The 24213-nt window shown below is 37.8% G+C and carries 25 protein-coding genes and 1 pseudogene; 21 read left to right on the top strand and 5 right to left on the bottom strand.

Annotated features, from left to right (window positions below):
- Nucleotides 1–14 precede the first annotated feature (14 nt).
- From gltD to MHB58_RS15125, 7 genes are all read left to right on the top strand, one after another.
- Nucleotides 15–1496, top strand: coding sequence for a glutamate synthase small subunit (gltD, locus tag MHB58_RS15155; RefSeq protein ID WP_340735484.1), 1482 nt, complete (start codon nucleotides 15–17; stop codon nucleotides 1494–1496).
- Between the two features lie 315 nt (nucleotides 1497–1811).
- A complete protein-coding gene (sufC, locus tag MHB58_RS15150; protein ID WP_008408673.1) occupies nucleotides 1812–2591 on the top strand; it encodes a Fe-S cluster assembly ATPase SufC in 780 nt (259 codons plus the stop codon).
- A gap of 18 nt (nucleotides 2592–2609) precedes the next feature.
- Complete coding sequence (gene sufD / locus MHB58_RS15145) at nucleotides 2610–3917, top strand: Fe-S cluster assembly protein SufD (RefSeq protein ID WP_340735483.1); 1308 nt, start codon at nucleotides 2610–2612, stop codon at nucleotides 3915–3917.
- The gene (locus MHB58_RS15140) at nucleotides 3917–5146 is read left to right on the top strand and encodes a cysteine desulfurase (protein WP_340735482.1); all 1230 of its coding nucleotides are present in this window, start codon (nucleotides 3917–3919) and stop codon (nucleotides 5144–5146) included. The genes sufD and MHB58_RS15140 overlap by 1 nt, the downstream gene beginning before the upstream one ends.
- The gene (sufU, locus tag MHB58_RS15135) at nucleotides 5136–5576 is read left to right on the top strand and encodes a Fe-S cluster assembly sulfur transfer protein SufU (RefSeq protein WP_008408670.1); all 441 of its coding nucleotides are present in this window, start codon (nucleotides 5136–5138) and stop codon (nucleotides 5574–5576) included. Before MHB58_RS15140 ends, sufU begins: the two co-directional genes overlap by 11 nt.
- Before the next feature lie 70 nt (nucleotides 5577–5646).
- Complete coding sequence (gene sufB / locus MHB58_RS15130) at nucleotides 5647–7044, top strand: Fe-S cluster assembly protein SufB (protein WP_008408669.1); 1398 nt, start codon at nucleotides 5647–5649, stop codon at nucleotides 7042–7044.
- Nucleotides 7045–7231: 187 nt separating this feature from the next.
- Entirely contained in the window at nucleotides 7232–7375 is a 144-nt protein-coding gene (locus MHB58_RS15125; protein WP_014823035.1) for a hypothetical protein, read from the top strand.
- Nucleotides 7376–7420: 45 nt separating this feature from the next.
- Here MHB58_RS15125 and MHB58_RS15120 read toward each other — a convergent pair whose 3' ends face one another.
- Complete coding sequence (locus tag MHB58_RS15120) at nucleotides 7421–7774, bottom strand: thioredoxin family protein (protein ID WP_420066685.1); 354 nt, start codon at nucleotides 7772–7774, stop codon at nucleotides 7421–7423.
- Between the two features lie 69 nt (nucleotides 7775–7843).
- Here MHB58_RS15120 and MHB58_RS15115 point away from each other — a divergent pair, with 69 nt between their 5' ends.
- From MHB58_RS15115 to MHB58_RS15090, 6 genes are all read left to right on the top strand, one after another.
- Nucleotides 7844–8695 carry a DUF72 domain-containing protein gene (locus tag MHB58_RS15115; RefSeq protein ID WP_008408664.1) on the top strand — a complete coding sequence of 284 codons (852 nt, stop codon included), beginning with the start codon at nucleotides 7844–7846 and terminating at the stop codon, nucleotides 8693–8695.
- Nucleotides 8696–8720: 25 nt separating this feature from the next.
- Nucleotides 8721–10085, top strand: a complete 1365-nt coding sequence (locus MHB58_RS15110) for a bifunctional metallophosphatase/5'-nucleotidase (RefSeq protein ID WP_339262833.1) — start codon at nucleotides 8721–8723, stop codon at nucleotides 10083–10085.
- A 65-nt stretch (nucleotides 10086–10150) separates the two neighbouring features.
- A complete protein-coding gene (locus tag MHB58_RS15105; RefSeq protein WP_340735481.1) occupies nucleotides 10151–11254 on the top strand; it encodes an HD-GYP domain-containing protein in 1104 nt (367 codons plus the stop codon).
- A 41-nt stretch (nucleotides 11255–11295) separates the two neighbouring features.
- On the top strand, nucleotides 11296–12066 hold the full coding sequence (gene yunB, locus MHB58_RS15100; protein WP_008408660.1) for a sporulation protein YunB: 771 nt from the start codon (nucleotides 11296–11298) through the stop codon (nucleotides 12064–12066).
- A gap of 113 nt (nucleotides 12067–12179) precedes the next feature.
- On the top strand, nucleotides 12180–13091 hold the full coding sequence (gene lipA / locus MHB58_RS15095) for a lipoyl synthase (RefSeq protein WP_008408659.1): 912 nt from the start codon (nucleotides 12180–12182) through the stop codon (nucleotides 13089–13091).
- A gap of 154 nt (nucleotides 13092–13245) precedes the next feature.
- Complete coding sequence (locus tag MHB58_RS15090) at nucleotides 13246–13593, top strand: YutD family protein (protein WP_008408658.1); 348 nt, start codon at nucleotides 13246–13248, stop codon at nucleotides 13591–13593.
- A 39-nt stretch (nucleotides 13594–13632) separates the two neighbouring features.
- Here MHB58_RS15090 and MHB58_RS15085 read toward each other — a convergent pair whose 3' ends face one another.
- Nucleotides 13633–13899 (bottom strand): DUF3055 domain-containing protein, encoded by a 267-nt coding sequence (locus tag MHB58_RS15085; RefSeq protein WP_008408657.1) that lies wholly within the window; start codon nucleotides 13897–13899, stop codon nucleotides 13633–13635.
- Between the two features lie 91 nt (nucleotides 13900–13990).
- On the opposite strand from MHB58_RS15085, the gene MHB58_RS15080 reads away from it, so the two are divergent.
- Both MHB58_RS15080 and MHB58_RS15075 read left to right on the top strand, forming a co-directional pair.
- A complete protein-coding gene (locus MHB58_RS15080) occupies nucleotides 13991–14443 on the top strand; it encodes a DUF86 domain-containing protein (RefSeq protein ID WP_340735480.1) in 453 nt (150 codons plus the stop codon).
- Entirely contained in the window at nucleotides 14443–15207 is a 765-nt protein-coding gene (locus MHB58_RS15075) for a TIGR01457 family HAD-type hydrolase (protein ID WP_340735479.1), read from the top strand. The genes MHB58_RS15080 and MHB58_RS15075 overlap by 1 nt, the downstream gene beginning before the upstream one ends.
- 26 nt (nucleotides 15208–15233) lie before the next feature.
- On the opposite strand, the gene MHB58_RS15070 is transcribed toward MHB58_RS15075, so the two are convergent.
- On the bottom strand, nucleotides 15234–15473 hold the full coding sequence (locus MHB58_RS15070; protein ID WP_008408654.1) for a YuzB family protein: 240 nt from the start codon (nucleotides 15471–15473) through the stop codon (nucleotides 15234–15236).
- 270 nt (nucleotides 15474–15743) lie between these two features.
- Between MHB58_RS15070 and MHB58_RS15065 the strand changes: the two genes are divergently transcribed.
- Nucleotides 15744–16811, top strand: a complete 1068-nt coding sequence (locus MHB58_RS15065; protein ID WP_065216297.1) for an NAD(P)/FAD-dependent oxidoreductase — start codon at nucleotides 15744–15746, stop codon at nucleotides 16809–16811.
- Between the two features lie 97 nt (nucleotides 16812–16908).
- Here MHB58_RS15065 and MHB58_RS15060 read toward each other — a convergent pair whose 3' ends face one another.
- Nucleotides 16909–17241 (bottom strand): YuzD family protein, encoded by a 333-nt coding sequence (locus MHB58_RS15060; protein ID WP_340735478.1) that lies wholly within the window; start codon nucleotides 17239–17241, stop codon nucleotides 16909–16911.
- Between the two features lie 28 nt (nucleotides 17242–17269).
- On the opposite strand from MHB58_RS15060, the pseudogene MHB58_RS15055 reads away from it, so the two are divergent.
- A pseudogene (locus MHB58_RS15055) lies at nucleotides 17270–17562 on the top strand (NifU family protein).
- Between the two features lie 52 nt (nucleotides 17563–17614).
- Here MHB58_RS15055 and MHB58_RS15050 read toward each other — a convergent pair.
- A complete protein-coding gene (locus MHB58_RS15050; protein WP_340735477.1) occupies nucleotides 17615–18307 on the bottom strand; it encodes a DUF2225 domain-containing protein in 693 nt (230 codons plus the stop codon).
- Between the two features lie 210 nt (nucleotides 18308–18517).
- On the opposite strand from MHB58_RS15050, the gene MHB58_RS15045 reads away from it, so the two are divergent.
- From MHB58_RS15045 to MHB58_RS15030, 4 genes are all read left to right on the top strand, one after another.
- Complete coding sequence (locus MHB58_RS15045; protein ID WP_008409036.1) at nucleotides 18518–18892, top strand: HesB/IscA family protein; 375 nt, start codon at nucleotides 18518–18520, stop codon at nucleotides 18890–18892.
- A 326-nt stretch (nucleotides 18893–19218) separates the two neighbouring features.
- A complete protein-coding gene (locus MHB58_RS15040) occupies nucleotides 19219–20985 on the top strand; it encodes a methyl-accepting chemotaxis protein (protein ID WP_340735476.1) in 1767 nt (588 codons plus the stop codon).
- A 605-nt stretch (nucleotides 20986–21590) separates the two neighbouring features.
- Nucleotides 21591–22802, top strand: coding sequence for an EAL-associated domain-containing protein (locus tag MHB58_RS15035; RefSeq protein WP_340735475.1), 1212 nt, complete (start codon nucleotides 21591–21593; stop codon nucleotides 22800–22802).
- 150 nt (nucleotides 22803–22952) lie between these two features.
- A complete protein-coding gene (locus tag MHB58_RS15030) occupies nucleotides 22953–24164 on the top strand; it encodes an NAD(P)/FAD-dependent oxidoreductase (protein WP_340735474.1) in 1212 nt (403 codons plus the stop codon).
- Nucleotides 24165–24213 lie beyond the last annotated feature (49 nt).

The raw sequence follows: 24213 nt of genomic DNA, 5'->3' as shown, positions 1-24213 counted from the left end.
AGGGGGTTTCTAGTATGGGAAAAGCAACGGGTTTTATGGAATTTAAACGAGAGAAAGTTCAGGAGCAACGACCACTAGAGCGACTTTCAAATTGGGGCGAATATGCAAGCAGGTTATCTGATGAAAAATTACAGACACAAGGTGCACGCTGTATGGATTGTGGAACGCCATTTTGTCATATGGGGATTGAAATTCGCGGTACTGCAGCAGGGTGTCCGATTCAAAATGTCATCCCTGAATGGAATGACTTAGTCTATAAAGGGAAATGGCAAGAAGCGTTGGAACGTTTGCATATGACGAATAATTTCCCTGAATTTACTGGCCGTGTTTGCCCTGCTCCATGTGAAGGGTCGTGTACACTTGCTATTACGGATCCAGCTGTCGCGATTAAATCGATTGAACGTACGATCATTGATAAAGGATTTGAAAATGGCTGGATCACACCACGTATCCCTGCATCGCGTACGGGCTTTAAAGTGGCGATTGTCGGCTCGGGTCCTGCAGGTTTAGCAGCAGCAGACCAACTGAACCAACTAGGTCATTCAGTAACGGTGTTCGAACGTTCCGACCGATTTGGCGGATTATTAATGTACGGAATCCCGAATATGAAGCTTGAAAAAGATGTGATTGAAAGACGTGTCCATTTATTATCATTAGAAGGAATCGATTTTGTGCCCAACACAGAAATCGGAAAAGAAATAACGAAGGAGCAATTACAAGCTGATTTTGATGCTGTTATTTTATGTACGGGAGCACAAAAACAAAGAGTACTTCATTTAGAAGGAAGCGATGCTGGCAACATTCATTTAGCAATGGATTATTTAACGGATGTTACGAAAAGCCTGCTGGATTCCGACTTTGCGGATAATCAGGCGTTAAATGTGGAAGGGAAGGATGTCATCGTAATTGGTGGCGGAGATACAGGTGCTGACTGTGTAGCAACAGCACTTCGCCAAAAATGCCGATCTGTATACCAATTCGGGAAACATCCGCAACAAGCCACAACACGTACAGATGAAACAATGTGGCCAAAAGATCCGAACATTTATACAATGGATTATGCTTATGCCGAAGCTGGTGCGAAATTTGGCCGTGATCCGCGAGAATATTGTATTCAAACTACGAAAATAGAGAAAGACAGTAAGGGGAATGTAAAAGCGCTTCATACTATTCAAATGGAAAAAATTCTGGGCGAAGATGGCTTTCATTACTTTAAAGAATTGCCTGGAACTGAAAAAGTATGGCCGGCGCAGCATGTATTTGTCGCAATCGGCTTTGAAGGTGCCGAAAAAGAAACACCTGGACATTTCGGAGTAGAACTAACGAATAACCGCATCCGTGCATCGGTTAAAGACTATGAAACAAATATTCCAGGCGTATTTGCTGCCGGTGATGCACGCCGTGGCCAAAGTCTTGTCGTTTGGGCGATTAAAGAAGGACGCGGAGTTGCTGCTAGTGTTCATTATTATTTAAATGAAATGTTAGTAAAAAGTTAATAGGATGATATAAAACACCATTTTGAAAGCAGAATGGTGTTTTATATATTTTTTTGGAGAAAAGAAGAATCAATCATTTCAATAAGTGAAATTGATTCTCAATTAATGGATTGCTATTGAAAAAATGGAAAGCTGAATTATTACTATTTAAATAGTAGAAATAAACTGCAGTAAAGCGTTTTACAAGAATGATAGACATTTTTTAATTAAAATCATTCTAAACTATTTGCAACCAACATTCATTTCGGGTAAGATTGGTAATGAACTTAATTTGGCGTACAGAAAGTATGCAAATGAATATTTGGAGGTAATTTAATGTCAACATTAGAAATTAAAGATCTTCACGTTGAAATCGACGGAAAAGAGATTTTAAAAGGTGTAAATCTTACTATCAATACAAACGAAGTACATGCGATCATGGGTCCTAACGGTACTGGTAAATCGACATTAGCTTCTGCAATTATGGGTCACCCAAAATATGAAGTAACATCAGGCGAAATCTACCTTGATGGCGAAAACGTATTAGAAATGGAAGTAGATGAGCGTGCACAAGCTGGTTTATTCCTTGCTATGCAATATCCATCTGAAATTCCTGGTGTAACAAACGCAGACTTCTTACGTTCAGCGATTAACGCTCGTCGTGAAGAAGGACAAGAAATCTCATTAATGAAATTCATCCGTGAATTAGATAAAACAATGGAATTCCTGGAAATGCCTGAAGAAATGTCACAACGTTACTTAAATGAAGGTTTCTCTGGTGGTGAGAAAAAGCGTAACGAAATTCTACAAATGATGATGATCAAACCAACTTTCGGTATTTTAGATGAAATCGACTCTGGTTTAGATATCGATGCATTAAAAGTAGTTTCTAAAGGTATTAACGAAATGCGCGGCGAAGGCTTTGGCTGCTTAATGATCACTCACTATCAACGTTTATTAAACTACATCACACCTGACCATGTTCACGTAATGATGCAAGGTAAAGTTGTAAAATCAGGTGGTGCTGAATTAGCACAACGCCTTGAAGCAGAAGGTTATGAGTGGATTAAAGCTGAACTAGGTATTGAAGATACAGAAGAAGTAACAGAAGCATAATAAAGGAGGACGACGAAGATGACGGTTGAAACAAAATTAGCGTTATCAGCAGAAGAAGTACGCTCGTTCTCGCAAAAACATGCTGAACCAGCATCATTTGCTGATTTCCGTGTGAGCGCAATGGAAAAAGCTGCTGCGCTTGACTTACCAAAACCAGACAGAACGAACATTAACAAGTGGAACTTCATTGATTTCGCAAACCATACAGTAGAAAGTGCTCCATTCAATTCTTTGGAAGAGCTACCTGTAGAGGTGAAATCAGTAGTAGATACTGAAACACAAGAAAACCTGTATATCCAACGCAACAACACACCAGCGTTTATTAAAATTTCAGATGAACTGAAAAACAAAGGTGTAATTTTCACAGATATCCAAACAGCAATCCGCGATCATAAAGATTTAGTGGAAAAATACTTTATGACAACTGCTGTAAAAGTGGATGAGCATAAATTAACGGCTTACCATGCAGCACTAGTAAATGGTGGTATTTTCATATATGTTCCACGCAACGTTGTAATTGAAGCACCTCTTCAAGTTGTATTTTTAAATGACAATGCAGAAGCTTCATTATTTAACCACGTGTTAGTAGTAGCTGAAGAATCTTCGGCTGTAACTTATGTTGAAACTTATATTTCTACATTTGACGAAGCACATGGTCAAGTAAACGTTGTAACAGAAGTAATCGCAAAAGATAATGCACAAGTAACATTCGGTGCAGTAGACAACTTGGCTCATGGCTATACTGCTTATGTAAACCGCCGTGGACATGTACAGCGCGACGCAAAAATTGACTGGGCATTAGGATTAATGACAAACTCAGATACAATTTATGAAAATACAACGAACTTAATTGGCGATAACTCTACTTCAGATTTCAAAATGGTAACTGTAGGTAGCGGAGATCAAAAACTTAACTTCACAACATTAATCCGTCAATGGGGTAAAAATTCCGACGGTCAAATTTTAAAACACGGTGTAATGAAAGATTCAGCACAGTCAATCTTTAATGGAATCGGTCATATTATGCATGGTGGTACAAAAGCAAATGCAGAACAAGAGTCTCGCGTACTTATGCTTTCTGAAGGCGCACGCGGTGACGCAAACCCAATTCTTTTAATTGATGAAGACGATGTAACAGCAGGACACGCTGCATCTGTTGGACGCGTTGACCCAACTCAACTTTACTACTTAATGAGTCGTGGTATTTCTAAAGCAGAAGCAGAGCGCCTTGTAATTCACGGATTCCTTGCGCCAGTTGTTGCTAAATTGCCAATCGAAGGCGTTAAAAAGCAGCTGACGGAGGTTATCGAAAGGAAAGTTCGATAATGATACCTAATGATATTAAAAGTTATTTTCCAATTTTAAATCAGGAAGTCAATGGACATCCTTTAGTTTATTTGGATAGTGCGGCTACATCTCAAAAGCCGATTCAAGTAATTGAAGCAATCACAAATTACTATAATTTAGATAACTCAAATGTTCACCGAGGTGTGCATACACTTGGAAATCGTGCAACGGATTCTTATGAAGGTGCGCGTGAAAAAGTTCGTAAATTCATTAATGCTAGTTCAACACAAGAAGTAATTTTCACTCGTGGTACAACAACAGCACTTAATACGGTTGCTGCAGGCTATGGTCGTCAAAATGTGCAAGAAGGTGATGAGATTGTCATTACGTACATGGAACACCATTCAAACATTATTCCATGGCAACAGCTTGCAAAAGAAAAAGGGGCGGTATTGAAATATATCGACCTGGAAGCAGACGGTACAATTTCATTAGAAAAAGTACGTGAAACAATAACGCCAAAAACGAAAATTGTTTCTATGATGTATGTTTCGAACGTATTAGGTACAATTAACCCGATTAAAGAAGTTGCACAAATTGCTCATGAAAATGGCGCGGTAATTGTTGCGGATTTAGCGCAGGCAGCTCCGCATTTGAAGGTAGATATTCAAGATTTGGATGTTGACTTTGCGGCATTTTCAGGACATAAAATGTGTGGCCCTACTGGTATTGGGGTACTATATGGTAAAAAAGCGCTTCTTGAAGAAATGGAACCAGTAGAGTTTGGCGGAGAAATGATTGATTTCGTAGGTTTATATGAATCAACATGGAAAGAGTTACCGTGGAAATTCGAGGGCGGCACACCAATTATTGCAAGTGCAATAGGCTTAGGTGTTGCAATCGACTTTTTAGAGGAAATCGGTTTAGACAATATTGCAGCGCATGAACATAAGTTGGCAGGCTATGCAATGGATCAATTGGAAACGATTGATGGTCTTCAGATTTTCGGTCCACGTGACCCGATGAAACGTTGCGGAGTCGTGACATTCAATCTTGATGACGTGCATCCTCACGATGTAGCGACAGTATTGGATATGAGTGGCATCGCAGTTCGTGCGGGACATCATTGCGCCCAACCTTTAATGAAATGGCTTCAAGTAACAGCAACAGCTCGAGCAAGCTTCTACATGTATAATGATGAAGAAGATGTTGATCGTTTAGTTGCAGGATTGCGCTCAGCGAAGGAGTATTTTGGCGATGTCTTTTAATAATTTAGATCAACTTTATCGTTCCGTAATAATGGATCATTATAAAAACCCTCGTAACAAAGGGGCTCTTGAAGAAAACAGTGTGACAATCGATATGAATAACCCTACTTGCGGTGACCGTATCCATTTAACATTGAAGCTGAACGATGGTGTCGTGGAAGATGCAAAGTTCGATGGAGAAGGCTGTTCAATCTCCATGTCTTCAGCATCGATGATGACTCAAATCGTTAAAGGCAAAAAATTGGACGAAGCTTTGGAATTGGCGGATATTTTCTCGAAAATGATGCTGGGCGAAGACTTTGACGATGAAAAATATGATCTTGGGGATGTCGAAGCACTGCAAGGTGTTGCAAAATTCCCGGCACGTATTAAATGCGCTACATTAGCTTGGAAAGCAATGGAAAAAGGCGTTAACAACGAAAAGAAATAAATAGTAGTAAGGCTAAAGTGTGTGTCATGCACATTTTAGCACTTCTCATTAGATGAACGGAGGAGACAACATGGCTAAAAAAATGCCTGAAATCGGCGATTACAAGTATGGCTTCCATGATAAGGACGTATCAATTTTCCGTTCTGAACGTGGACTAACAGCAGATATCGTTCGTGAAATCTCAAGTATGAAGGAAGAGCCACAGTGGATGCTTGACTACCGCTTAAAAGCTCTTGAAAAATTCTATGAAATGCCAATGCCACAATGGGGTGGTGACCTTGCATCATTAAACTTCGATGAAATTACGTATTACGTAAAACCATCTGAAGCAACAGAACGTTCTTGGGATGAAGTACCTGAAGAAATCAAAGCGACATTCGATAAATTAGGTATTCCGGAAGCTGAACAAAAATATCTTGCAGGTGTATCTGCTCAGTATGAATCTGAAGTAGTTTACCACAATATGAAGCAAGACCTTACAGATTTAGGGATTGTCTTCAAAGATACTGACTCAGCATTAAAAGAAAACGAAGAAATCTTCAAAAAACACTGGGGTACAGTAATCCCTTATACAGATAACAAATTCGCAGCATTAAACTCTGCAGTTTGGTCTGGTGGTTCATTTATTTATATGCCTAAAGGCGTTAAATTAGATACACCATTACAAGCATACTTCCGTATTAACTCTGAAAACATGGGTCAATTCGAGCGTACGCTAATCATCGTAGACGAAGATGCTTCTGTACACTACGTAGAAGGTTGTACAGCGCCTGTTTACACAACAAACTCTCTACACTCGGCTGTAGTAGAAATCATCGTTAAAAAGAACGCTTACTGCCGTTACACAACGATTCAAAACTGGGCAAACAACGTTTATAACCTTGTTACAAAACGTACAGTTGTTGAAGAAAACGGTACAATGGAATGGATCGACGGTAACATCGGTTCAAAATTAACGATGAAATACCCTGCTTGTATTCTTAAAGGTGAAGGTGCACGTGGTATGACATTATCAATTGCCATTGCAGGTAAAGGCCAACACCAACACGCTGGTGCGAAAATGATTCACTTAGCACCAAACACATCTTCAACAATCGTTTCTAAATCGATTGCTAAGCAAGGTGGTAAAGTAACTTACATGGGTCAAGTAAAATTCGGTAAAAATGCAAAAGGTGCACGTTCGAATATCGAATGTGACACATTAATCATGGATAACGAATCTACTTCTGATACAATTCCATACAACGAAATCTTAAATGATAATGTATCTTTAGAGCATGAAGCGAAAGTTTCAAAAGTATCTGAAGAGCAATTATTCTACTTAATGAGCCGTGGTGTTTCTGAAGAAGAAGCGACAGAAATGATCGTAATGGGCTTCATCGAGCCTTTCACAAAAGAATTACCAATGGAATACGCAGTAGAAATGAACCGTCTAATCAAGTTCGAGATGGAAGGTTCAATCGGATAATAATCTATGAGGCACTTGTCTCCAACCTAAGTTGGAGTCAGGTGCTTTTTTTGTATATAATTGTGTTGAATTCGTGAAGAAATACAAAGGTTTACTAGAAAGATTTCAGAAAGCGTGGAGTATTCATTTACAATAATTGTATTAGATGGAATAATGGATTTAGAGAATGATATAAAGGAGCGACAAAATGGAAAACTTATTTTGGCCAATAGCTTTAGGGGTTCCTGGTACTGTAGTGGTAGTTGCGGTAGTACTCACTTTTTGGGCTTTAGGGGAAAAGAAGAACGGTAAGGTTATGAAAAATGAAGAGCATGAAGGTATTATTAAATAATATTAAAATAGCTTCAAACGACTATTAATGCGTTTGAAGCTTTTTCTATTTTAAATTAGAAATAAAACTTTCAATTTCCTGTTGAGTTTTACGGTCTTTGCTGACGAAACGTCCAAGCTCGATGCCGTTTTCATAAGCTAAAAAGCTAGGAATGCCGATAATTCCTAAATCAATACATAAATCTAAAAACTTATCGCGGTCTACTTTAACAAATGTATACTCCGGGAATTTTTCTACAACTTCCGGCATAAACGGATCAATAAAACGGCAATCCCCGCACCAGTCCGCTGTAAATTCGAAAATTACGGCTGTACTGCTTTTAAATTGCTCAAATTCCTCAGTTGATTGTAAAATATGCATAAACTTGTCCTCCTTTTTTCTATTATTATGATAGGAAATGTAGTGTTTTGCAATGAATGAACATCGAAACGGGTAAGGTATTATACAATGCTAGAGAGGTGAAGAACGATGATTTCAATCGGCTTAACTGGTTGGGGAGATCACCCGGAAGTATATAGTGAAGTTACTGCCGCAAAAGATAAATTGTTTGATTATAGCGGGCATTTCCCTGTCGTAGAATTAGATACATCCTTTTACGCAATACCATCACCGGCAAATGTTGAGAAATGGTGCAAGGATACCCCGGATACTTTTCAATTTGTCGTGAAGGCTTATCAGGGCATGACAGGTCATTTACGCGATGAACTGCCATTTGAGACGAAAAATGATATGTTCAACGCATTCCGGAATTGTGCAGATACATTTAAAAAGCATGGTAAGCTTGCAATGGTTCTTGTTCAATTTCCTCCTTGGTTTGACTGCCAAGGTAAAAATGTTCAATATATCCGATATATAAAGCAACAATTACAAGGGTATTCTATTGCTATTGAGTTTCGCAATCAAACTTGGTACAGCCCTCAAATGAGAGAGAAGACAGTGCAATTTTTAAGAGACCATCAATTGATTCATACAGTCTGTGATGAACCGCAAGCAGGAAGCGGCTCGGTCCCCTTTGTTCCAATTGCTACTGATGAGAAAGTGCTCATACGTATCCATGGGCGCAATGTACATGGCTGGCGAAATATAGGCCATGGAGAGAACTGGCGAAAAGTACGTTTTTTATATGATTATAATGAAGAAGAACTGCAAAAACTTGCAGAAGAAATAAAATTTCTGGCTCGCCAATCAAAACATGTCTTCGTATTATTTAATAATAATTCCGGAGGGCATGCCGCAAAAAACGCAAAACGAATGCAGCAAATTCTTGATCTTGAATTTGATGGTTTAGCACCAAAGCAATTAGGTCTTTTTGAAGAATAACGAAGAGTGAGGTGGCAATGCAAAAGTGCGAGAAATAATTCATATATTCCATACGAATGATTTGCATAGTCATTTTACGTACTGGAAGCGCAGTCAGTCGTTTATTCAAATACAACGTCAAATACTGGCCGAAAAAGGCGAAACGAGCTTTCTGGTCGATTTAGGGGATCATTTGGATCGTTCGAATTTATATACAGAGGCAACACTAGGTAAAGGTAATATCAAAATGTTAAACGATGCTGATTATGATGTTGTGACAATTGGAAACAATGAAGGTATAACGCTTTCCTATAATTTGCTCTATCAATTATATGATGACGCACAGTTCGAAGTAGTTGTCGCAAATCTATATTCCCAGTCAGAAGAAAATCCAAGTTGGATGAAGCCATACACAATATTGACTACCCAGTACGGCACGAAAATAGCCGTAATAGCTGCGACAGCCCCGTTTGATCTTTTCTATAAGGAACTTGGGTGGAACGTAACAAACCCGCGTACAGAGCTTGTAAAGCTGGCCTTTGAATTAAAAAAACAGGCGGATATAATCGTTTGTTTATCACATTTAGGGATAACTGAAGATGAATTGCTGGCACAGGAATGTCCGATTATCGATGTGATCTTCGGTTCGCACACACATCATGTGTTTGAAAAAGGTCAAGTGGAAAATAACGTCCTTTTAACAGGAGGCGGGAAATTTGGCCAGTATACTGGTCAGTTAACGGTGGAATTTGACCACGCGTCCCGGAAGGTAGTAGAAAAATCGGATCGCCTATTTGAAAACGCTCTTTTACCAACAGTTGAAGAAGAAGAACAGTGGTTGTCCAATCTTCAAAAAGAAGCAAAGGCTATTTTGGAAAAACCTATTTTTACATTAACGAAACCCTACAATAAAGAATGGTTCCATCGTTCCCAATTATCGGATTTATTTGCAGAGTGTATGTATGATTATACAGAAGCGGATTGTGTCATGTTCAATGCTGGAATTTTTGTCGAACCACTACGCAAAGGGCTAATTTCTACATATGATATTCATAAAATTTTTCCCCATCCGATAAATATATGTGTTGTGCAAATAACAGGTAATGAATTAAAAGAAATTTTTACTCAATCCGAAAACGAAGATTGGCCACGTCTTGAATTAAAAGGTCTTGGCTTTAGAGGCGTTATTTTCGGGAAAATATTGAATTATGGTATTGAGATGACGAAGCAGCGCGAATTATATATTAACGGGAAACTTATGGAACCGGATCGGATCTACCGTTTAGCAACACTGGATCTCTTTACATTCGGGTATTTTTTCCCTAGCTTTAAATATGCCAAAAAACAATATCTTCTACCGGAATTTATCCGGGATGTTTTTAAAAATTATTGTATGAAAAAGTTTCAGTAATCTTCCAAAACCCCTCTTTCCAATTATATAATGAACGTAATAGTAGAATGGAGAAATAAATATAGATGCGATTAATATCGATAAATGTTTTGAAAGAAGGTATGACAGTCGGCAGGACTATCTGGAATGAAGCCGGCCATCCACTGCTTCACAAAAACGTCGTTGTAACAAGCCGAATTATTGAAAGGCTGCGAGAGCTGAATATTCATTATTTATACATTGATGATAAACTATCAGCAGGAATTGAAATAGAAGAAACGATTGCTCCGTTAAAAAGAATGGAAGCCGTAAAAAATATGACTAAATCATTCGAAAATGTAAAAAAAGCTAAACGGGATCAGGCATCCTATGTACTGGATCAACAGTCCAAAGTGATTGGCTTAATTGTCGATGATATTATGAATGCCATCGTAAATAGCGAGGAAGTATTAATGGTGCTGACAGATGCGTATTTATATGATAAATATATTTATCAGCATTCATTCCAAGTAGCACTGTATTCAATCGCAATTGCTAAAGAAATGGGCTATTCTTACGAAGATATACGATTAATTGGAATTGGGGCAATTTTACATGATGTGGGGAAGCTGCTTATTTCACCTGATATTTTACTAAAGCCGGGCAACTTAACGGATGAAGAATATGAAGAGATGAAGAATCATGCACGCTACGGATTTGATTTATTACGCAACTTACATTCAGTATCATTGCTCGTAGCACATTGCGCTTTCCAACACCATGAACGAATCGATGGAAGCGGTTATCCACGGGGGATTATTAACAATGAAATTCATCCGTTTGCAAAAATCATCGCTGTTGCAGATGTATTTGATGCATTGACATCGAATCGCATTTACCGAAAGAAAATGTTGCCTTCAGAAGCGATTGCAATCATTGACAAAGGTGATGGGAAGCTTTTTGATGCAAAGGTAATGGAGGCATTCAGACGGAGCGTAGTCCACTATGCAAATGGTACAATTGTGTTGCTCACAGATGGCCGACGTGGAATTGTATCGAAGCAAAATCTTGTTGATGTGACACGACCTTGGATCCGTATTTTTCAAGAAAACGGCAAAATGCTGGGCGCTACATATGAACTATGTTTAAGTGATTACCCGACAATCGATATTAAAAAAGTTGATGTGGATTTTGAGGGAAATATTGAATAAAAAATCTTTCTTCTCATATTTTATGGGAAGGAGGATTTTTTTTGCGTTTTCGTAAAAGAAAGTGGAATTCCTATGGCAGGAAAAAAGGCAAAATGCATAATGTCGTAACGATCGTCATCGTCAGTATTATCGGCATGGTTTGTCTTAGTATATATGTCATGAACGGCAGATTAATGCCAACCTATTTGCAGTACGCGGAAGTCCAAACGCATAAAGTAGCTTCGTATGTCGTGAGTAAAGCAATTAATTCCAGAACATCCAGTGTACTTGATGTAAATGATGTCATCGTTGATTTACCCACACAGTCAGACGATATGATTACGACAAAATTTAATACGGAAATAATTAACCAAGTGCGTGCAGAAACGACAACATTAGTAAAAGAGTATTTAGAACAGGCCGAAAATGGAGATTTATCACATTTGCCAAATTTGGAAAATGTGGAATATGACGTAGGTAAAATGGAAGCAGGAGACGGAATCGTATTTTTCGTACCGTTAGGGCAGGCATTAAACCTTCCGATTATCGGAAATTTAGGACCTAAAATACCGATTCGCTTTCACATTATTGGTAATGTAAATAGTAATGTTGAGTCAACAGTAAGTGAATTTGGCATAAATAATGCAATTGTAGAAGTAAATTTACTGATTGGTGTTAATGTCCAGATTATTGTACCATTTGCCAGTAAGTCTGCATCGGTCGAACAGAAAATTCCAATTGCAATCGGTTTAGTAAGAGGGACAGTGCCGCATATTTACAGTGCAGGTGAAGGAGCACAGCCGTCTATTGAAGTACCAATCCCTTACGAATAGTAACTTAATTATGATAAATTAAAATTATAAGAATACTCTGTTGTTGGAAAGTAGTTAATATGATAATCTGACATCAGAAACATCGTAGCATTTGAGTGAGGGGAGTAAATGACATGACATCTTGTAAACCAACTAATCCGAGGGAAGAGCACTTACGCAAACCAGAGTGGCTAAAAATTAAGCTAAATACCAATGACGAATACAAAGCATTAAAAAAATTAATGCGAGACAATAATTTGCATACGGTATGTGAAGAAGCTCGCTGCCCGAATATTCACGAATGCTGGGGCGAGCGTCGTACAGCAACAATGATGATTTTAGGTTCTGTATGTACGCGGGCATGTCGTTTCTGTGCAGTTAAAACAGGATTGCCTAATGAATTGGATTTGGCGGAACCGGAACGCGTTGCAGATTCCGTTGCGTTAATGAACTTAAAACATGTTGTTATTACAATGGTAGCACGTGATGATCTGAAAGACGGGGGCGCGGAAGTATTGGCGGAAACGGTGCGTGCAATTCGCCGTAAAAGTCCGTTAACTTCTGTTGAAGTACTACCATCCGACTTAAGCGGCCGTGAAGAAAGTTTACGCATTCTGATGGATGCAAAGCCGGATATTTTAAACCATAATATCGAAACAGTACGCAGTTTGACACCACGTGTTCGGGCAAAAGCGACATATGACCGTTCACTGGAATTTTTACGCAGAGCAAAAGAAATGCAGCCAACTATTCCGACAAAATCTTCTTTAATGATTGGCTTAGGAGAAACATTAGAGGAAATTTATGAAGTAATGGATGACTTGCGTGCAAACAATGTTGATATTATGACAATCGGTCAATATTTACAGCCTACGAAAAAACATTTGCCAGTAAAAAAATATTACTCTCCGATCGAGTTTGGCAAGCTGCGTAAAATCGCTATGGAAAAAGGCTTCAGTCATTGTGAGGCAGGTCCATTAGTACGCAGTAGTTACCATGCGGATGAACAAGTGAATGCAGCAAAACAATCAAGTGTTACATTGTAAAAAATAGACGTTCAACTTATTTTGGCGAGTATAATAATACTTGGTGAAAGACGGACTATTGCTGATTTCACCATATTTACCTACAAAATTTGTTGTGAATATTGCTTTCATCTTCAATATTCATTAACATGGAAATAGATAGGTGGTGTCTAGTTTGATTATTGCAGATGGGTATGCTTATGAAGTGATCGAAAATGTGCGGGAAGGCTTTCAAGAAGATGCATTTATCGCACGATACTCAGATATATTGACGAAATATGATTATATTGTAGGGGACTGGGGTTACGGTCAGCTACGTTTAAAAGGATTTTTTGATGACAAAAATCAAAAATCCACGTTTGATACAAAAATTAGCACGATTCAAGACTATTTGTATGAATATTGTAATTTTGGATGCGCCTATTTTATAGTTCATAAAACAGGCCGTGCACCAGAGCAAAAGAAGGAACCAATAATCGCACAACAAACTGAGGCAGAAGAGCCAGTAGAAACAGTTGAATAACGAACAAAAGAGGAGGCGTTGTATAGCGCCCCCTCTTTTTTAGCTTAATAGTTCACGCAAGTATTCTCGTAAGTCTTCCGTCTCTTCTTCTGTACGGTTATATACATGCTCTAAATAACCTGGCTCTTCCACATCATCTGCTCCAATGATGGCAAAACGCCCAAACTGAATATCAAGGACGAGCACTTTTCCGAAAAAGCGACTACTTTGTAATATGGCTAAATCATAACGCTGTGTTTTTCCGGCAAAGCTGACGAAGCGCGTTTTTGTATCTTCTACATCATCATATAAGAAAAATCTTTCCATTTTGTTTTGTACCCCTTCCATCTCTAAAGAATATGGTACTATATAAAGGAAAACACTATCAACTTTTATTGATTGAATGGAGGCTTTATCTATGTACTTCGTAGATAGAAATAAAATTACAAACAACTTAGCACACTTGGACGAATTATTGGCAATCTTTGAATCGACAGAAAACTGGTTGGCAGATGATATTCATAAGCTGGCATTACAGCGTATCGCCCATAATGTAATGGAAGCGATGATGGATGTAGGAAACCTGGTGATTGACGGTTTTATTATGCGTGACCCTGGAAGTTACGAAGACATTATCGATATTTTCGTTGATGAAAAAGTGATTACAGAAGAGATGGATGCACCATTAAAAACGGTTGTCGGCTTACGCAAAATGATCGTTCGTGAATTTATCGCTGTAGATAGTGAAGAAATTTTAAATGTATTAACAGCAAACTTAAATATACTAAAGCAATTCTCACCAAAAGTTCACGATTACTTAACGAATGAATTAGGACCAGTTTCAGCATTCTTACCAGAGGATCAGGCATAATGTTCCTATATAAAGCGTATTGCTTTGATTTGGATGGGACAATCTATCGTGGGAAAGAAGCGATCGATTCTGCCGTAAAATTTGTTCATTTACTGCAGAGCGAGGGAATTGAGCCGTATTATTTAACGAACAATTCATCGAAAACCCGTGAAAGACTGCAGCAAGTTTTACAAGATATTGGCGTGGATGCACCCCTTGATCATATTTATTCAAGTTCACTTGCATCGGCAGCCTATGTTGCAAAAATGAGTAGTAATAAAAAAGTAAATGTAGTCGGTGAATTGGGCATTCGTACTGCTTTAATCGAGCAAGGATTAGAAATTACCGATGAACAAAGCGATGTTCTTGTAATGGGCATTGACCGTCAAATCTCGTATGAGAAACTTGTAAAAGCATGTGACTATGTCCAGAATGGCGCACAGCTTATTGGAACAAATGGCGATATTAAATTTCCGAACGAAACCGGTTTTACTCCCGGGAATGGATCATTTGTTCAATTAGTTGCAAATGTATCCGGGGTTACACCGACCTTTGTTGGGAAACCATCACCGGTAATGCTGCAAATCATTGCTGAAGAGCATCACTTTGAAAAGAGTGAAATGGTCATGGTCGGGGACAACTATGATACCGATATTTTGTGTGGGATAAACTTCGGTTGTGATACAATTCATGTCAATACGGGTGTTACGCCTACTGAGATTGTAAAAAAACAAGCAAAGTTGCCTAATTATTGTGTAGAAAATTTGTTGGAACTTATTAAATAAACAAAAAGAAATCCGGTGTGGGTCGTTTACCACATCGGATTTTCTTCTATATATTCATAAATGCGCTTCGTCAGCTCTTCTGGAGTATCCGCCTCAACTATATCCCCGTTCACAACAGCATAAAAGTTTTCGGCGCATTTTGTGCAGTAGCTTAAGCAGCCATATTCCAATACATCAATATCAGGATCTTGCTCCAGTTGTTCATATGTTTGTTGCGCACCATTTGCTAAATTACTAATGCAAAATTCGACTAATGGATTTAACATGTTGTCACCTCACTATTAGCAATCCTACTTTTTTTTGCTGAAAACGTCAATTTCTCTGATTTAATAACTTTCGGCTGATGTTTGAAAATCCTTGCGATCCTTTATAATGAAATGGCATCATTAACTTATGTGAATTTATTCACAAAATATCATTTAATATATTGTGAAACTTATCACAAACAGTTATAATACTTATGGAAACTTTGTGAACACAATTATGATGCCTAGCAGCTTCGTAATTGATTACTTACAGATATGAGGGAATATGCTATGCAAAAGTTAGTATTATTAGGTGGCGGATACGGAAATATGCGAATTCTACTTCGTCTATTGCCAAGCTTACCAGCGGATGTAGAAATTACATTGGTTGATCGTACACCATTCCATAGTTTGAAAACAGAATTCTATGCACTTGCTGCAGGTACATCAACAGATAAGGAAATCCGAGTTGCGTTTCCGGAACATGAGCGCTTAAAATGCGTTTACGGAGAAGTAGTACGTATCGACCGTGAAGATAAAAAAATCTATTTAGGTGACGGCGAGGAGCTTTCCTATGACCAGCTTGTAATTGGTTTAGGTTGTATTGATAAATACCATGGAGTGCCGGGTGCCGATGAATTCACATATAGTATTCAAACAATCGCCAAATCACGTAAAACTTTCGAAAAAGTATGCGGATTGGCTCCAGGTTCAACGGTTGCCATTATTGGTGCAGGTCTTTCAGGAATCGAGCTTGCGAGTGAACTACGTGAAAGCCGTTCTGATTTAAAAATTAAATTATTTGACCGTTCTCACCGTATTTTACGTGATTTCCCGGAAAAGCTAAGTGAGTATATCAAGTCCTGGTTTATTAAACATAACGTCGATGTAATCGCAGAATCGAATATTACGCGCGTTGAAGAAGGACGTTTATACAACCATGATGAAGTAATTGAAGCTGACGTAATCGTATGGACAGCTGGTGTACAGCCTGTGAAAATCGTTCGTGAACTGGATGTTGAAAAAGATAAATTCAATCGTCCGATTATTACGGATCATTATCATGTAGTTGGGGATGAAAATGTATTTGTAGTTGGAGATTGTGCTTCTTCACATTTACCTCCAACAGCGCAATTGGCAGAAGAACAAGGCGAACGTATCGTTAAAGTCTTAAAAATGCGCTGGAAAGGCGAGCCGCTTCCAGAAAAGCTTTCAGAAATCAAAATGAAAGGCTTTATGGGCTCCCTTGGGAAAAAGCAAGGCTTCGTTCATCTGGCGGATACAACGGTAACAGGACGCATTGCACGCCTTATGAAGTCGGGTCTGCTTTGGTACTATAAAAAGCAAAACGAAAACTAAAAATTGATCATCCCTGTAAAGGAATTCAATTTGACTTTAAAACAAAAAATTCAATTTCCTCGAGGAGAAAATTGAATTTTTTGTTATGTTAATATTTTTACTCTTCAGTTGGTACAAAGCCTGCCGATTCTAGCGCTGTAAATACAGGCTTAATCTGCACATAGCCTTCACCAACTACTTCATCATTTACTAAAACTAAAGGGTAGAAAAATTCATCTTCATGAATACGGTTTGCATAATCTTGATCACGTTCATTATCAATTACACCTTCAATATCGATATAGCGGATAGTAAACGGCTGTTCCGGATATTTTCGTGAAATTGCAGCTTGGAGCCATTCATATGTATCTTTGGAAGATGGTGCATTTACACAGCTGGCACAGATGATGTCAGCGCCGAATACTTCTATAACTGGATGAGATTGTGACATAGGAATTCCAACCTTTCGTGATTCAATAATGGATTTTTTTGCTCCTTCACATTATAATGATTTTAATGAAGGGAGTCGAGCAAAATGACAGAAACAGAACAATATGCACAAGTACAAGAAGTTTTAGATAAATTACGTCCGTTTTTATTACGTGACGGCGGAGACTGTGAATTGGTAGATATTGAAGAAGGTATCGTAAAATTGCGTTTATTAGGCGCATGCGGTAGCTGCCCAAGTTCTACAATCACATTAAAAGCAGGTATCGAACGTGCTCTTTTAGAAGAAGTGCCGGGTATCGTCGAAGTAGAACAAGTTTTCTAATTCAAGACTACAGAGCTGCCAAGAAAGTTTTTACTTACTTGGCAGCTCTTTTTTATTGGGCTATTTTACCGCGCTCTTGACGAACTAATTCCCATTGCTCTTTTGCCATATTAACGAGTTTAGCTTCTCCGCCTACACGTTGACTTTCAATTACACGTGAAAAGAAGCGTGTTGCATTTTCATAATCGCCAAGGCGACGGGACAACTCGGCGATCATATACACTATCCGTACACTGGACATTGTTGAGCCAGCATAATCTTCCGTCGAATAGCTTTCCATATAATGATCGCGTGCCATTTTTAAAAAGCGCTGTTCCTGTATATTATTTTTTAATGATCGATATAACCACGCCAACCGCAATGCCAAGCCTGATGTAATAACAAATTTTTCTTTTTTTATTGTTGCGCAAAACAATGCCAGTTTGTATGTTTGAATGGCCTCAAAAATAGAACGTTCATTACTGAAACTGTGCGGTACCCAATGACTGCAAATTTTTTCATTGATTTGTTCTTTCACACCTGGAGCAAAATATTTACTGAAGTCTTCCGTAAACGAAAACCCACAATGCTGACAAACAAATACATTATAATATAATGCATTCACGTAATTGTCTGTATAGACTGGTTGAAAGTCGGATGCTGTATGCTCTATTTTTATGGACTTGGTACGAACTTTTAGTGTAGAAAAATTTTTCTTGCAATGAATACAGTTCACTGTCTTTTCGTAAAATGGGGAAATTTCCATAAAGGTTCATACCTTTCATTTAATTATGTTCCTTTATTATAGCAAGGAAAATTTAAAAATGTGATTAATATACCGAATTGATGTGAAATTTTTAGGTATTTTTTCCTTGAAAGTTTTTACTCAATGCAGGAATATAATCAGGTAGAGCAGTTTTGTTGTCAGATAGGTTTTACAATTGATATGATAAATAAAAGAAAGTAGGTGACTGGAATGGCAAGTGAAAAACAAGTAATCATTTTAACAGAAGCGGCCTCATTTCAAGTCAAAGAAATGATGGTTCAAAACGAAGAAGAAAATGCGAGCCTGCGTGTAGCCGTAAAAGGCGGAGGCTGTAGTGGACTTTCATACGGAATGGCATTCGAGCAAACAATTAATGATGACGACTTCGTAGACAGCCAACACGGCATTCAAATTATCGTATCAAAAGAAGATGCGGGTATTTTACAAGACACGAAAATCGATTTTAAACAATCATTAATGGGTGGCGGTTTCACAATCGACAACCCGAACGCACTTGCTTCATGCGGCTGCGGCACAAGCTTTAAAGCGGCAGCACGTCCTGCAGTAGAGCAACCATGTGAATAATGGATTGTGAATAACAAGTCTCCTTGATTTGTGATGTTATTAAACATGACAAATCAAGGAGGCTTTTTTTGTGCTTAAAAAAGAAAATAAACATCTGAAAGAGTATATTATGTAAAAATATGTTGGATTAAGTAAAAATTTAGGTTAAAATAACATTCGGGAATTATAAATAGTACTTTTTTCCATGTTTTTTAGTTGTGGAGAAGTAATTAATACTCTTCTTTGGGGGGATTTTAATAGTCAATTAATGCTATAAATAGGGGGATTTAATTAGTTGCAAAACAAAATGAAATGATAGTTCTATAAATACAAGGGGTGTATATTAATTGAAAAAACAAGCTAAATCTAAACCTGAATTTCACTCATCTATTAAATCAAAATTAATTGGAATTTCTATTTTACTATTGATAGTTCCAATGATAGTAATAGGAATGACAAGTTACCAGAAAAGCTCTACCAGTTTAGAGCAAATAGGTAAAACAAACTTGCAAAACAGTGTTGAATTTACACTTGCAACAATCGAAGCATACAATTCGGAAGTTTCAAAAGGAACAATTTCCCTTGAAAGTGCTCAAGAGAAAGTAAAGGGGATTATTCTAGGTGAGAAGAATGGGGATGGGACCCGAAATATTAATGCTTCTATAGATCTAGGTGAAAATGGCTATATGATTGTATATAGTCAAGAAGGAACTCGAATTGCACATCCATCTAAAGAGGGCGCTAGTGCATGGGATGATGAAGATGAAAACGGTATAAAATTTGCTCAAGAGATGATTAAAATAGCCAATAACGGCGGTGGTTTTACTTTTTATAATTCAGCATTACCAAATAATAAAGAGCAAATTGAAGAGAAGGTTTCCTATTCGAAAGTGGATCCAAACTGGGATTGGGTAGTGACCGCCAGTACCTATATGACGGATTTTAATCAGCCTGCTACTGAGTTGTTTAATATTATTCTTATTGTTAGTGGTATTTCAATCATTTTAGGAGTTATCATCATTTGGTTCTCTGCAAATCTAATTACTAAACCAATTATAAAAGTAACTGAACAGATGGCTTATCTTGCAAATGGTGATTTAACGAAAGAACTATTGCTCATTAAATCAAAAGATGAAATAAGTAGATTGGCAGATGCTATGAATTTATTACATAACAATCTTAGAAATTCAATGAAAAAAGTTTCCGAAACTTCAGAGACATTAACTAGTCATAGTGAAGAACTATCTCAATCTGCCGATGAAGTGAAAATGGGATCAGAACAAGTGGCATCTACTGTTCAAGAATTAGCTGCTGGTTCTGAAACACAGGCTAATAATGCAAGTGATTTAGCTTCGGTAATGAATACTTTTGCAGAAACAGTCCAAGAGGCAAATGAAAGTGGGTTACGAATAGAAGGAAATTCAAAAGCCGTTCTAAGTATGACCAATGACGGAGCAGAGTTAATGAAACAATCGATTCAACAGATGGAAAAAATTCATTCCATTGTAAATGAATCCGTCGAAAAGGTTGCAGGGTTGGATAAGCAATCACAGGAAATATCTAATCTAGTTACCGTCATTAAGGATGTAGCCGATCAGACAAATCTTCTTGCTTTAAATGCTGCTATTGAAGCTGCAAGGGCTGGCGAACATGGAAAAGGATTTGCAGTAGTTGCTGATGAGGTAAGAAAACTGGCTGAACAAGTATCCAATTCTGTAACAGATATCACAGGAATTGTAGACAATATACAAAAAGAAACTTTTATTGTGTCTGACTCACTAAAAGTTGGGTATAAAGAAGTCGAACTCGGGAAAACACAAATTGAGTCAACGGGAGAAACTTTCGAAGGAATTAGTGTTGCTGTAACTGAAATGGTAAATAGTATTACAACTATCGGTAAAAATTTATCAGAAATCTCAGCAAGTACACAGGAGATGAACAGTTCTGTTGTAGAAATTGCATCAGTATCTGAAGAATCTGCAGCGGGCATTGAACAAACATCCGCTTCTGTTCAACAAACAAGCAGTATAATGGAAGAGGTAGCAGGAAGTTCGAAACATCTTGCCAATTTAGCAGAAGAACTTAATACATTAGTAAGAGAATTTAAACTTTAAATTTATTTAGCATAAAAAAACACAAAGCGACCAACAACGATTTATTCTCGTTGTTGGTCGCTTCTTTGTGTTCTCTCTGAAAGTTATATGTAGTAAATAAAAAAACTGCTTTTATATTACGGAACTTACCGATCAACCTATTTATGAATCTGAACCAATATCATCTATCAGCATTTTTCTTAACTCTCGTTTTCGCTTAATATGCCAAAGTAATCCTTTAGTTAACTGCATTTTAACTTCAATATTATCAGTATTAGTGATCAATATTCGTAATTTCTTAGTGCGTACCTTATGGAGCCGTATTTCCTCTAAACATTTCCTTCTCGCCAGCTCATCCAAGTAAGCACCTCATTTAGTTTGCTTAACTCTAACATAACAGGAATACGTTTGCATTATTAAATTTTATTTATATAGTATCATCCGAATTAGGGTGTCCCTTTAGTATTTAAAATGAAATTTTTTCACTATCGTATGAAATTAAATTATTTTAACTATTAAAACTTATATTTCCTATAAAATAACTATGTTTTAATATGTCGTTTTGTATTATTATAAGGTTTGAATTATTATAGAGTTATCACCATACTGCTAGGGGGCTTTTTTAAATGAGTGTTTTAGAATTACTGGATAAGCTAGATCAAATCGAAATTTTATATGAGCCAATCTATAGTGCAGATGGACATCGCATCGTGGCTTATGAAGCGATAGGCCAAGTGGAAAGTGAAAATGAAAAAGAAATGATTAATATCGAGCAGTTTACATATGAAAAGGACGTACCAGCAGAAATTAGAGCAGAAATTGAGCAAATCTTTGTCCGCAGATCATTACAAAATGTTGCTCATTTAATTGATGATGTCGGTTTATATATCCCATGCAATCCCGAACTGCTTTTGCTGGATTTTGGAGAAAGTTATTTTTCGATGCTGAAAGAAACAGTTGCTGAATCGAATCTTCCGAATATTACGTTAGTCATGACGGAACATCTTTTTGAGGGGGAGTTGAACCAGCTTCAGCATTTAATTCGATATATCAAAACATACGGTGTTAAAATTGCATTGGCAGATGTCGGCTCGCAAACTCAGCTTGAAAATATATTACTACTCGAACCTGCTATTCTTAAAATCAATGTTGGTCAGTTGAACTACAATTTATGGGGTTCGCAAAACCATGCGTTTTCAACTATCCGAACACTCGCTGTAAAGATGGGTACGCAATTATTAGTCGAAAATATTGAAACGGTGTACCAGTTACAGCATGGATGGAAAAACGGGACTCGTTATTTCAAAGGCCCTTATTTGCAACTGCCGCATAAGGAGCTGCAAGTGCGCGATTCTTTAAAAGAACGTTTCCGCAAAGAGTGTGTGCAGTTTATAGCAACGGAGAAAAAGCTGCTTCTGCATAAATATGAGGAAATGAAGCGTCTTGAACGGACAATTTGTTCAACAGTCGATCAGATCAATCCATCCACTTCACAAATTGATAAACTAATGCAGCTGGCAAAGGCTTTGGAAAAATGCGCGTTTCGTATTTATATTTGCGACAGTAATGGTTTCCAAACATCTCCGAATATCCGTTGGAAAGACGAACAATGGGAAAAGCAAGAAGAAATTATCGGAAAAAACTGGAGCTGGCGTCCTTATTTCCTGTTGAACATTATTAAAATGACAAAAGACAATAAAGGCGAGCTGTCCTCTGTATACAGTGATATTGAAACAGGCGAGTTGACACGAACATATTCAATGGCCATTTCGAATGAAGAATTTTTGTTCATTGACATTAAATACGATTATTTATATGAATATAATATTGTAAATTGACGGAACGTATCATATCCATTTGTTTGAAATCACGCAGGAAAAACGCTACTATTATGTTAGTATTTCAGTAATAAACCGTTTACTGGCGTTCTATAAAAATAGCCAATAGATTTATAGCGCCGGTTCATTAAAATGAAGGGGTTTGATTGAATGAAGAGACCGACTATTTTAGTATTAGGCGCGGGTTACGGGGGATTAACTACAATTGTAAATCTTCAAAAGTTAATCAATACACACGAAGCAGAAATTATTTTAGTGAACAAAAACGACTATCATTATGAAACAACTTGGCTGCATGAAGTAGGGGCAGGTACGATTTCACCGGATAAAGCACGTTATCCGATTTCAAAAGTGATTAATGACAATGTAACGTTTGTCATCGCAAATGTAGAAAACATTGATGTCAACACAAAGAAAGTAGAGACATCTGCCGGTGAGTTTACGTATGATTATTTAGTGATCGGCTTAGGATTCGAAGGGGAAACATTCGGAATTCCCGGCCTGAAGGAACATGCATTATCATTGACGAATATTAATACCGCTCGCCAAGTCCGTGAGCATATCGAATATCAGTTTGCTTCTTGGATTTTGGGTGAAGTAAAAGACGACAGTAAGCTTACGATTGTCGTAGGCGGTGCCGGTTTTACAGGAATTGAATTTTTAGGGGAGCTCGGTAACCGGATTCCTGAACTATGCAGAGAATTTGATATCCCACAGGAAAAAGTACGCCTTCTTTGCGTAGAGGCAGCACCGACTGTATTACCAGGATTTGATCCGGAGTTAGTCAATTATGCACAGGAACAGTTACGTAAAAAAGGTGTGGAATTTTTAATCGGTACACCTATTGTGGAAGCAACTGCAGAAGGTGTGAAAATTAAAAAGGATGAAGGAAACACGGAATTCATTAAAGCCGGTACCGTTGTTTGGGCTGCGGGAGTACGTGGAAATGCTTTAATCGAGTCTTCCGGTATTGAATCAAACCGTGCACGTATTGCAGTTCATGAAGATATGCGCGCACCGGGCTTTGACGATGTCTTTATCGTAGGAGACTGTGCATTTTTACTGAATGAGGAAACTGGCAGACCTTATCCGCCAACAGCTCAAATTGCGATGCAACAAGGTGCTATTATTGCGAAAAATATTAAACATATAATGAATGATGAACCGACAGAAGTATTTGTTTACGATGATAAGGGGGCTGTTTGTTCATTAGGTCAGGAAGATGCAATCGGAACAGCATTCGGTCGTAAATTTACAGGTAAACCTGCATCCGCGTTAAAGAAAGTCGTAGACGACCGCGCATTATATTTAGTCGGCGGTGTCGGCTTAACATTGAAAAAAGGGAAATTTAAATTTATATAAACAAACTTCAAACTTGCAAACGAGTGTATAACGCATCCTTTGCAAGTTT

This window comes from Solibacillus sp. FSL K6-1554, assembly GCF_038005185.1.
In the GTDB taxonomy this organism is placed as follows: domain Bacteria; phylum Bacillota; class Bacilli; order Bacillales_A; family Planococcaceae; genus Solibacillus; species Solibacillus silvestris.
Note: the sequence above shows the minus strand (reverse complement) of the source record. Positions and strands in the feature narration are given on the sequence as shown.

Coding starts and splice junctions, on each gene's coding strand:
- gltD (WP_340735484.1), top strand. CDS start 15: ATGGGAAAAGCAACGGGTTTTATGGAATTTAAACGAGAGAAAGTTCAG.
- sufC (WP_008408673.1), top strand. CDS start 1,812: ATGTCAACATTAGAAATTAAAGATCTTCACGTTGAAATCGACGGAAAA.
- sufD (WP_340735483.1), top strand. CDS start 2,610: ATGACGGTTGAAACAAAATTAGCGTTATCAGCAGAAGAAGTACGCTCG.
- MHB58_RS15140 (WP_340735482.1), top strand. CDS start 3,917: ATGATACCTAATGATATTAAAAGTTATTTTCCAATTTTAAATCAGGAA.
- sufU (WP_008408670.1), top strand. CDS start 5,136: ATGTCTTTTAATAATTTAGATCAACTTTATCGTTCCGTAATAATGGAT.
- sufB (WP_008408669.1), top strand. CDS start 5,647: ATGGCTAAAAAAATGCCTGAAATCGGCGATTACAAGTATGGCTTCCAT.
- MHB58_RS15125 (WP_014823035.1), top strand. CDS start 7,232: ATGGAAAACTTATTTTGGCCAATAGCTTTAGGGGTTCCTGGTACTGTA.
- MHB58_RS15115 (WP_008408664.1), top strand. CDS start 7,844: ATGATTTCAATCGGCTTAACTGGTTGGGGAGATCACCCGGAAGTATAT.
- MHB58_RS15105 (WP_340735481.1), top strand. CDS start 10,151: ATGCGATTAATATCGATAAATGTTTTGAAAGAAGGTATGACAGTCGGC.
- lipA (WP_008408659.1), top strand. CDS start 12,180: ATGACATCTTGTAAACCAACTAATCCGAGGGAAGAGCACTTACGCAAA.
- MHB58_RS15085 (WP_008408657.1), bottom strand. CDS start 13,899: ATGGAAAGATTTTTCTTATATGATGATGTAGAAGATACAAAAACGCGC.
- MHB58_RS15080 (WP_340735480.1), top strand. CDS start 13,991: ATGTACTTCGTAGATAGAAATAAAATTACAAACAACTTAGCACACTTG.
- MHB58_RS15075 (WP_340735479.1), top strand. CDS start 14,443: ATGTTCCTATATAAAGCGTATTGCTTTGATTTGGATGGGACAATCTAT.
- MHB58_RS15070 (WP_008408654.1), bottom strand. CDS start 15,473: ATGTTAAATCCATTAGTCGAATTTTGCATTAGTAATTTAGCAAATGGT.
- MHB58_RS15065 (WP_065216297.1), top strand. CDS start 15,744: ATGCAAAAGTTAGTATTATTAGGTGGCGGATACGGAAATATGCGAATT.
- MHB58_RS15060 (WP_340735478.1), bottom strand. CDS start 17,241: ATGTCACAATCTCATCCAGTTATAGAAGTATTCGGCGCTGACATCATC.
- MHB58_RS15050 (WP_340735477.1), bottom strand. CDS start 18,307: ATGGAAATTTCCCCATTTTACGAAAAGACAGTGAACTGTATTCATTGC.
- MHB58_RS15045 (WP_008409036.1), top strand. CDS start 18,518: ATGGCAAGTGAAAAACAAGTAATCATTTTAACAGAAGCGGCCTCATTT.
- MHB58_RS15035 (WP_340735475.1), top strand. CDS start 21,591: ATGAGTGTTTTAGAATTACTGGATAAGCTAGATCAAATCGAAATTTTA.
- MHB58_RS15030 (WP_340735474.1), top strand. CDS start 22,953: ATGAAGAGACCGACTATTTTAGTATTAGGCGCGGGTTACGGGGGATTA.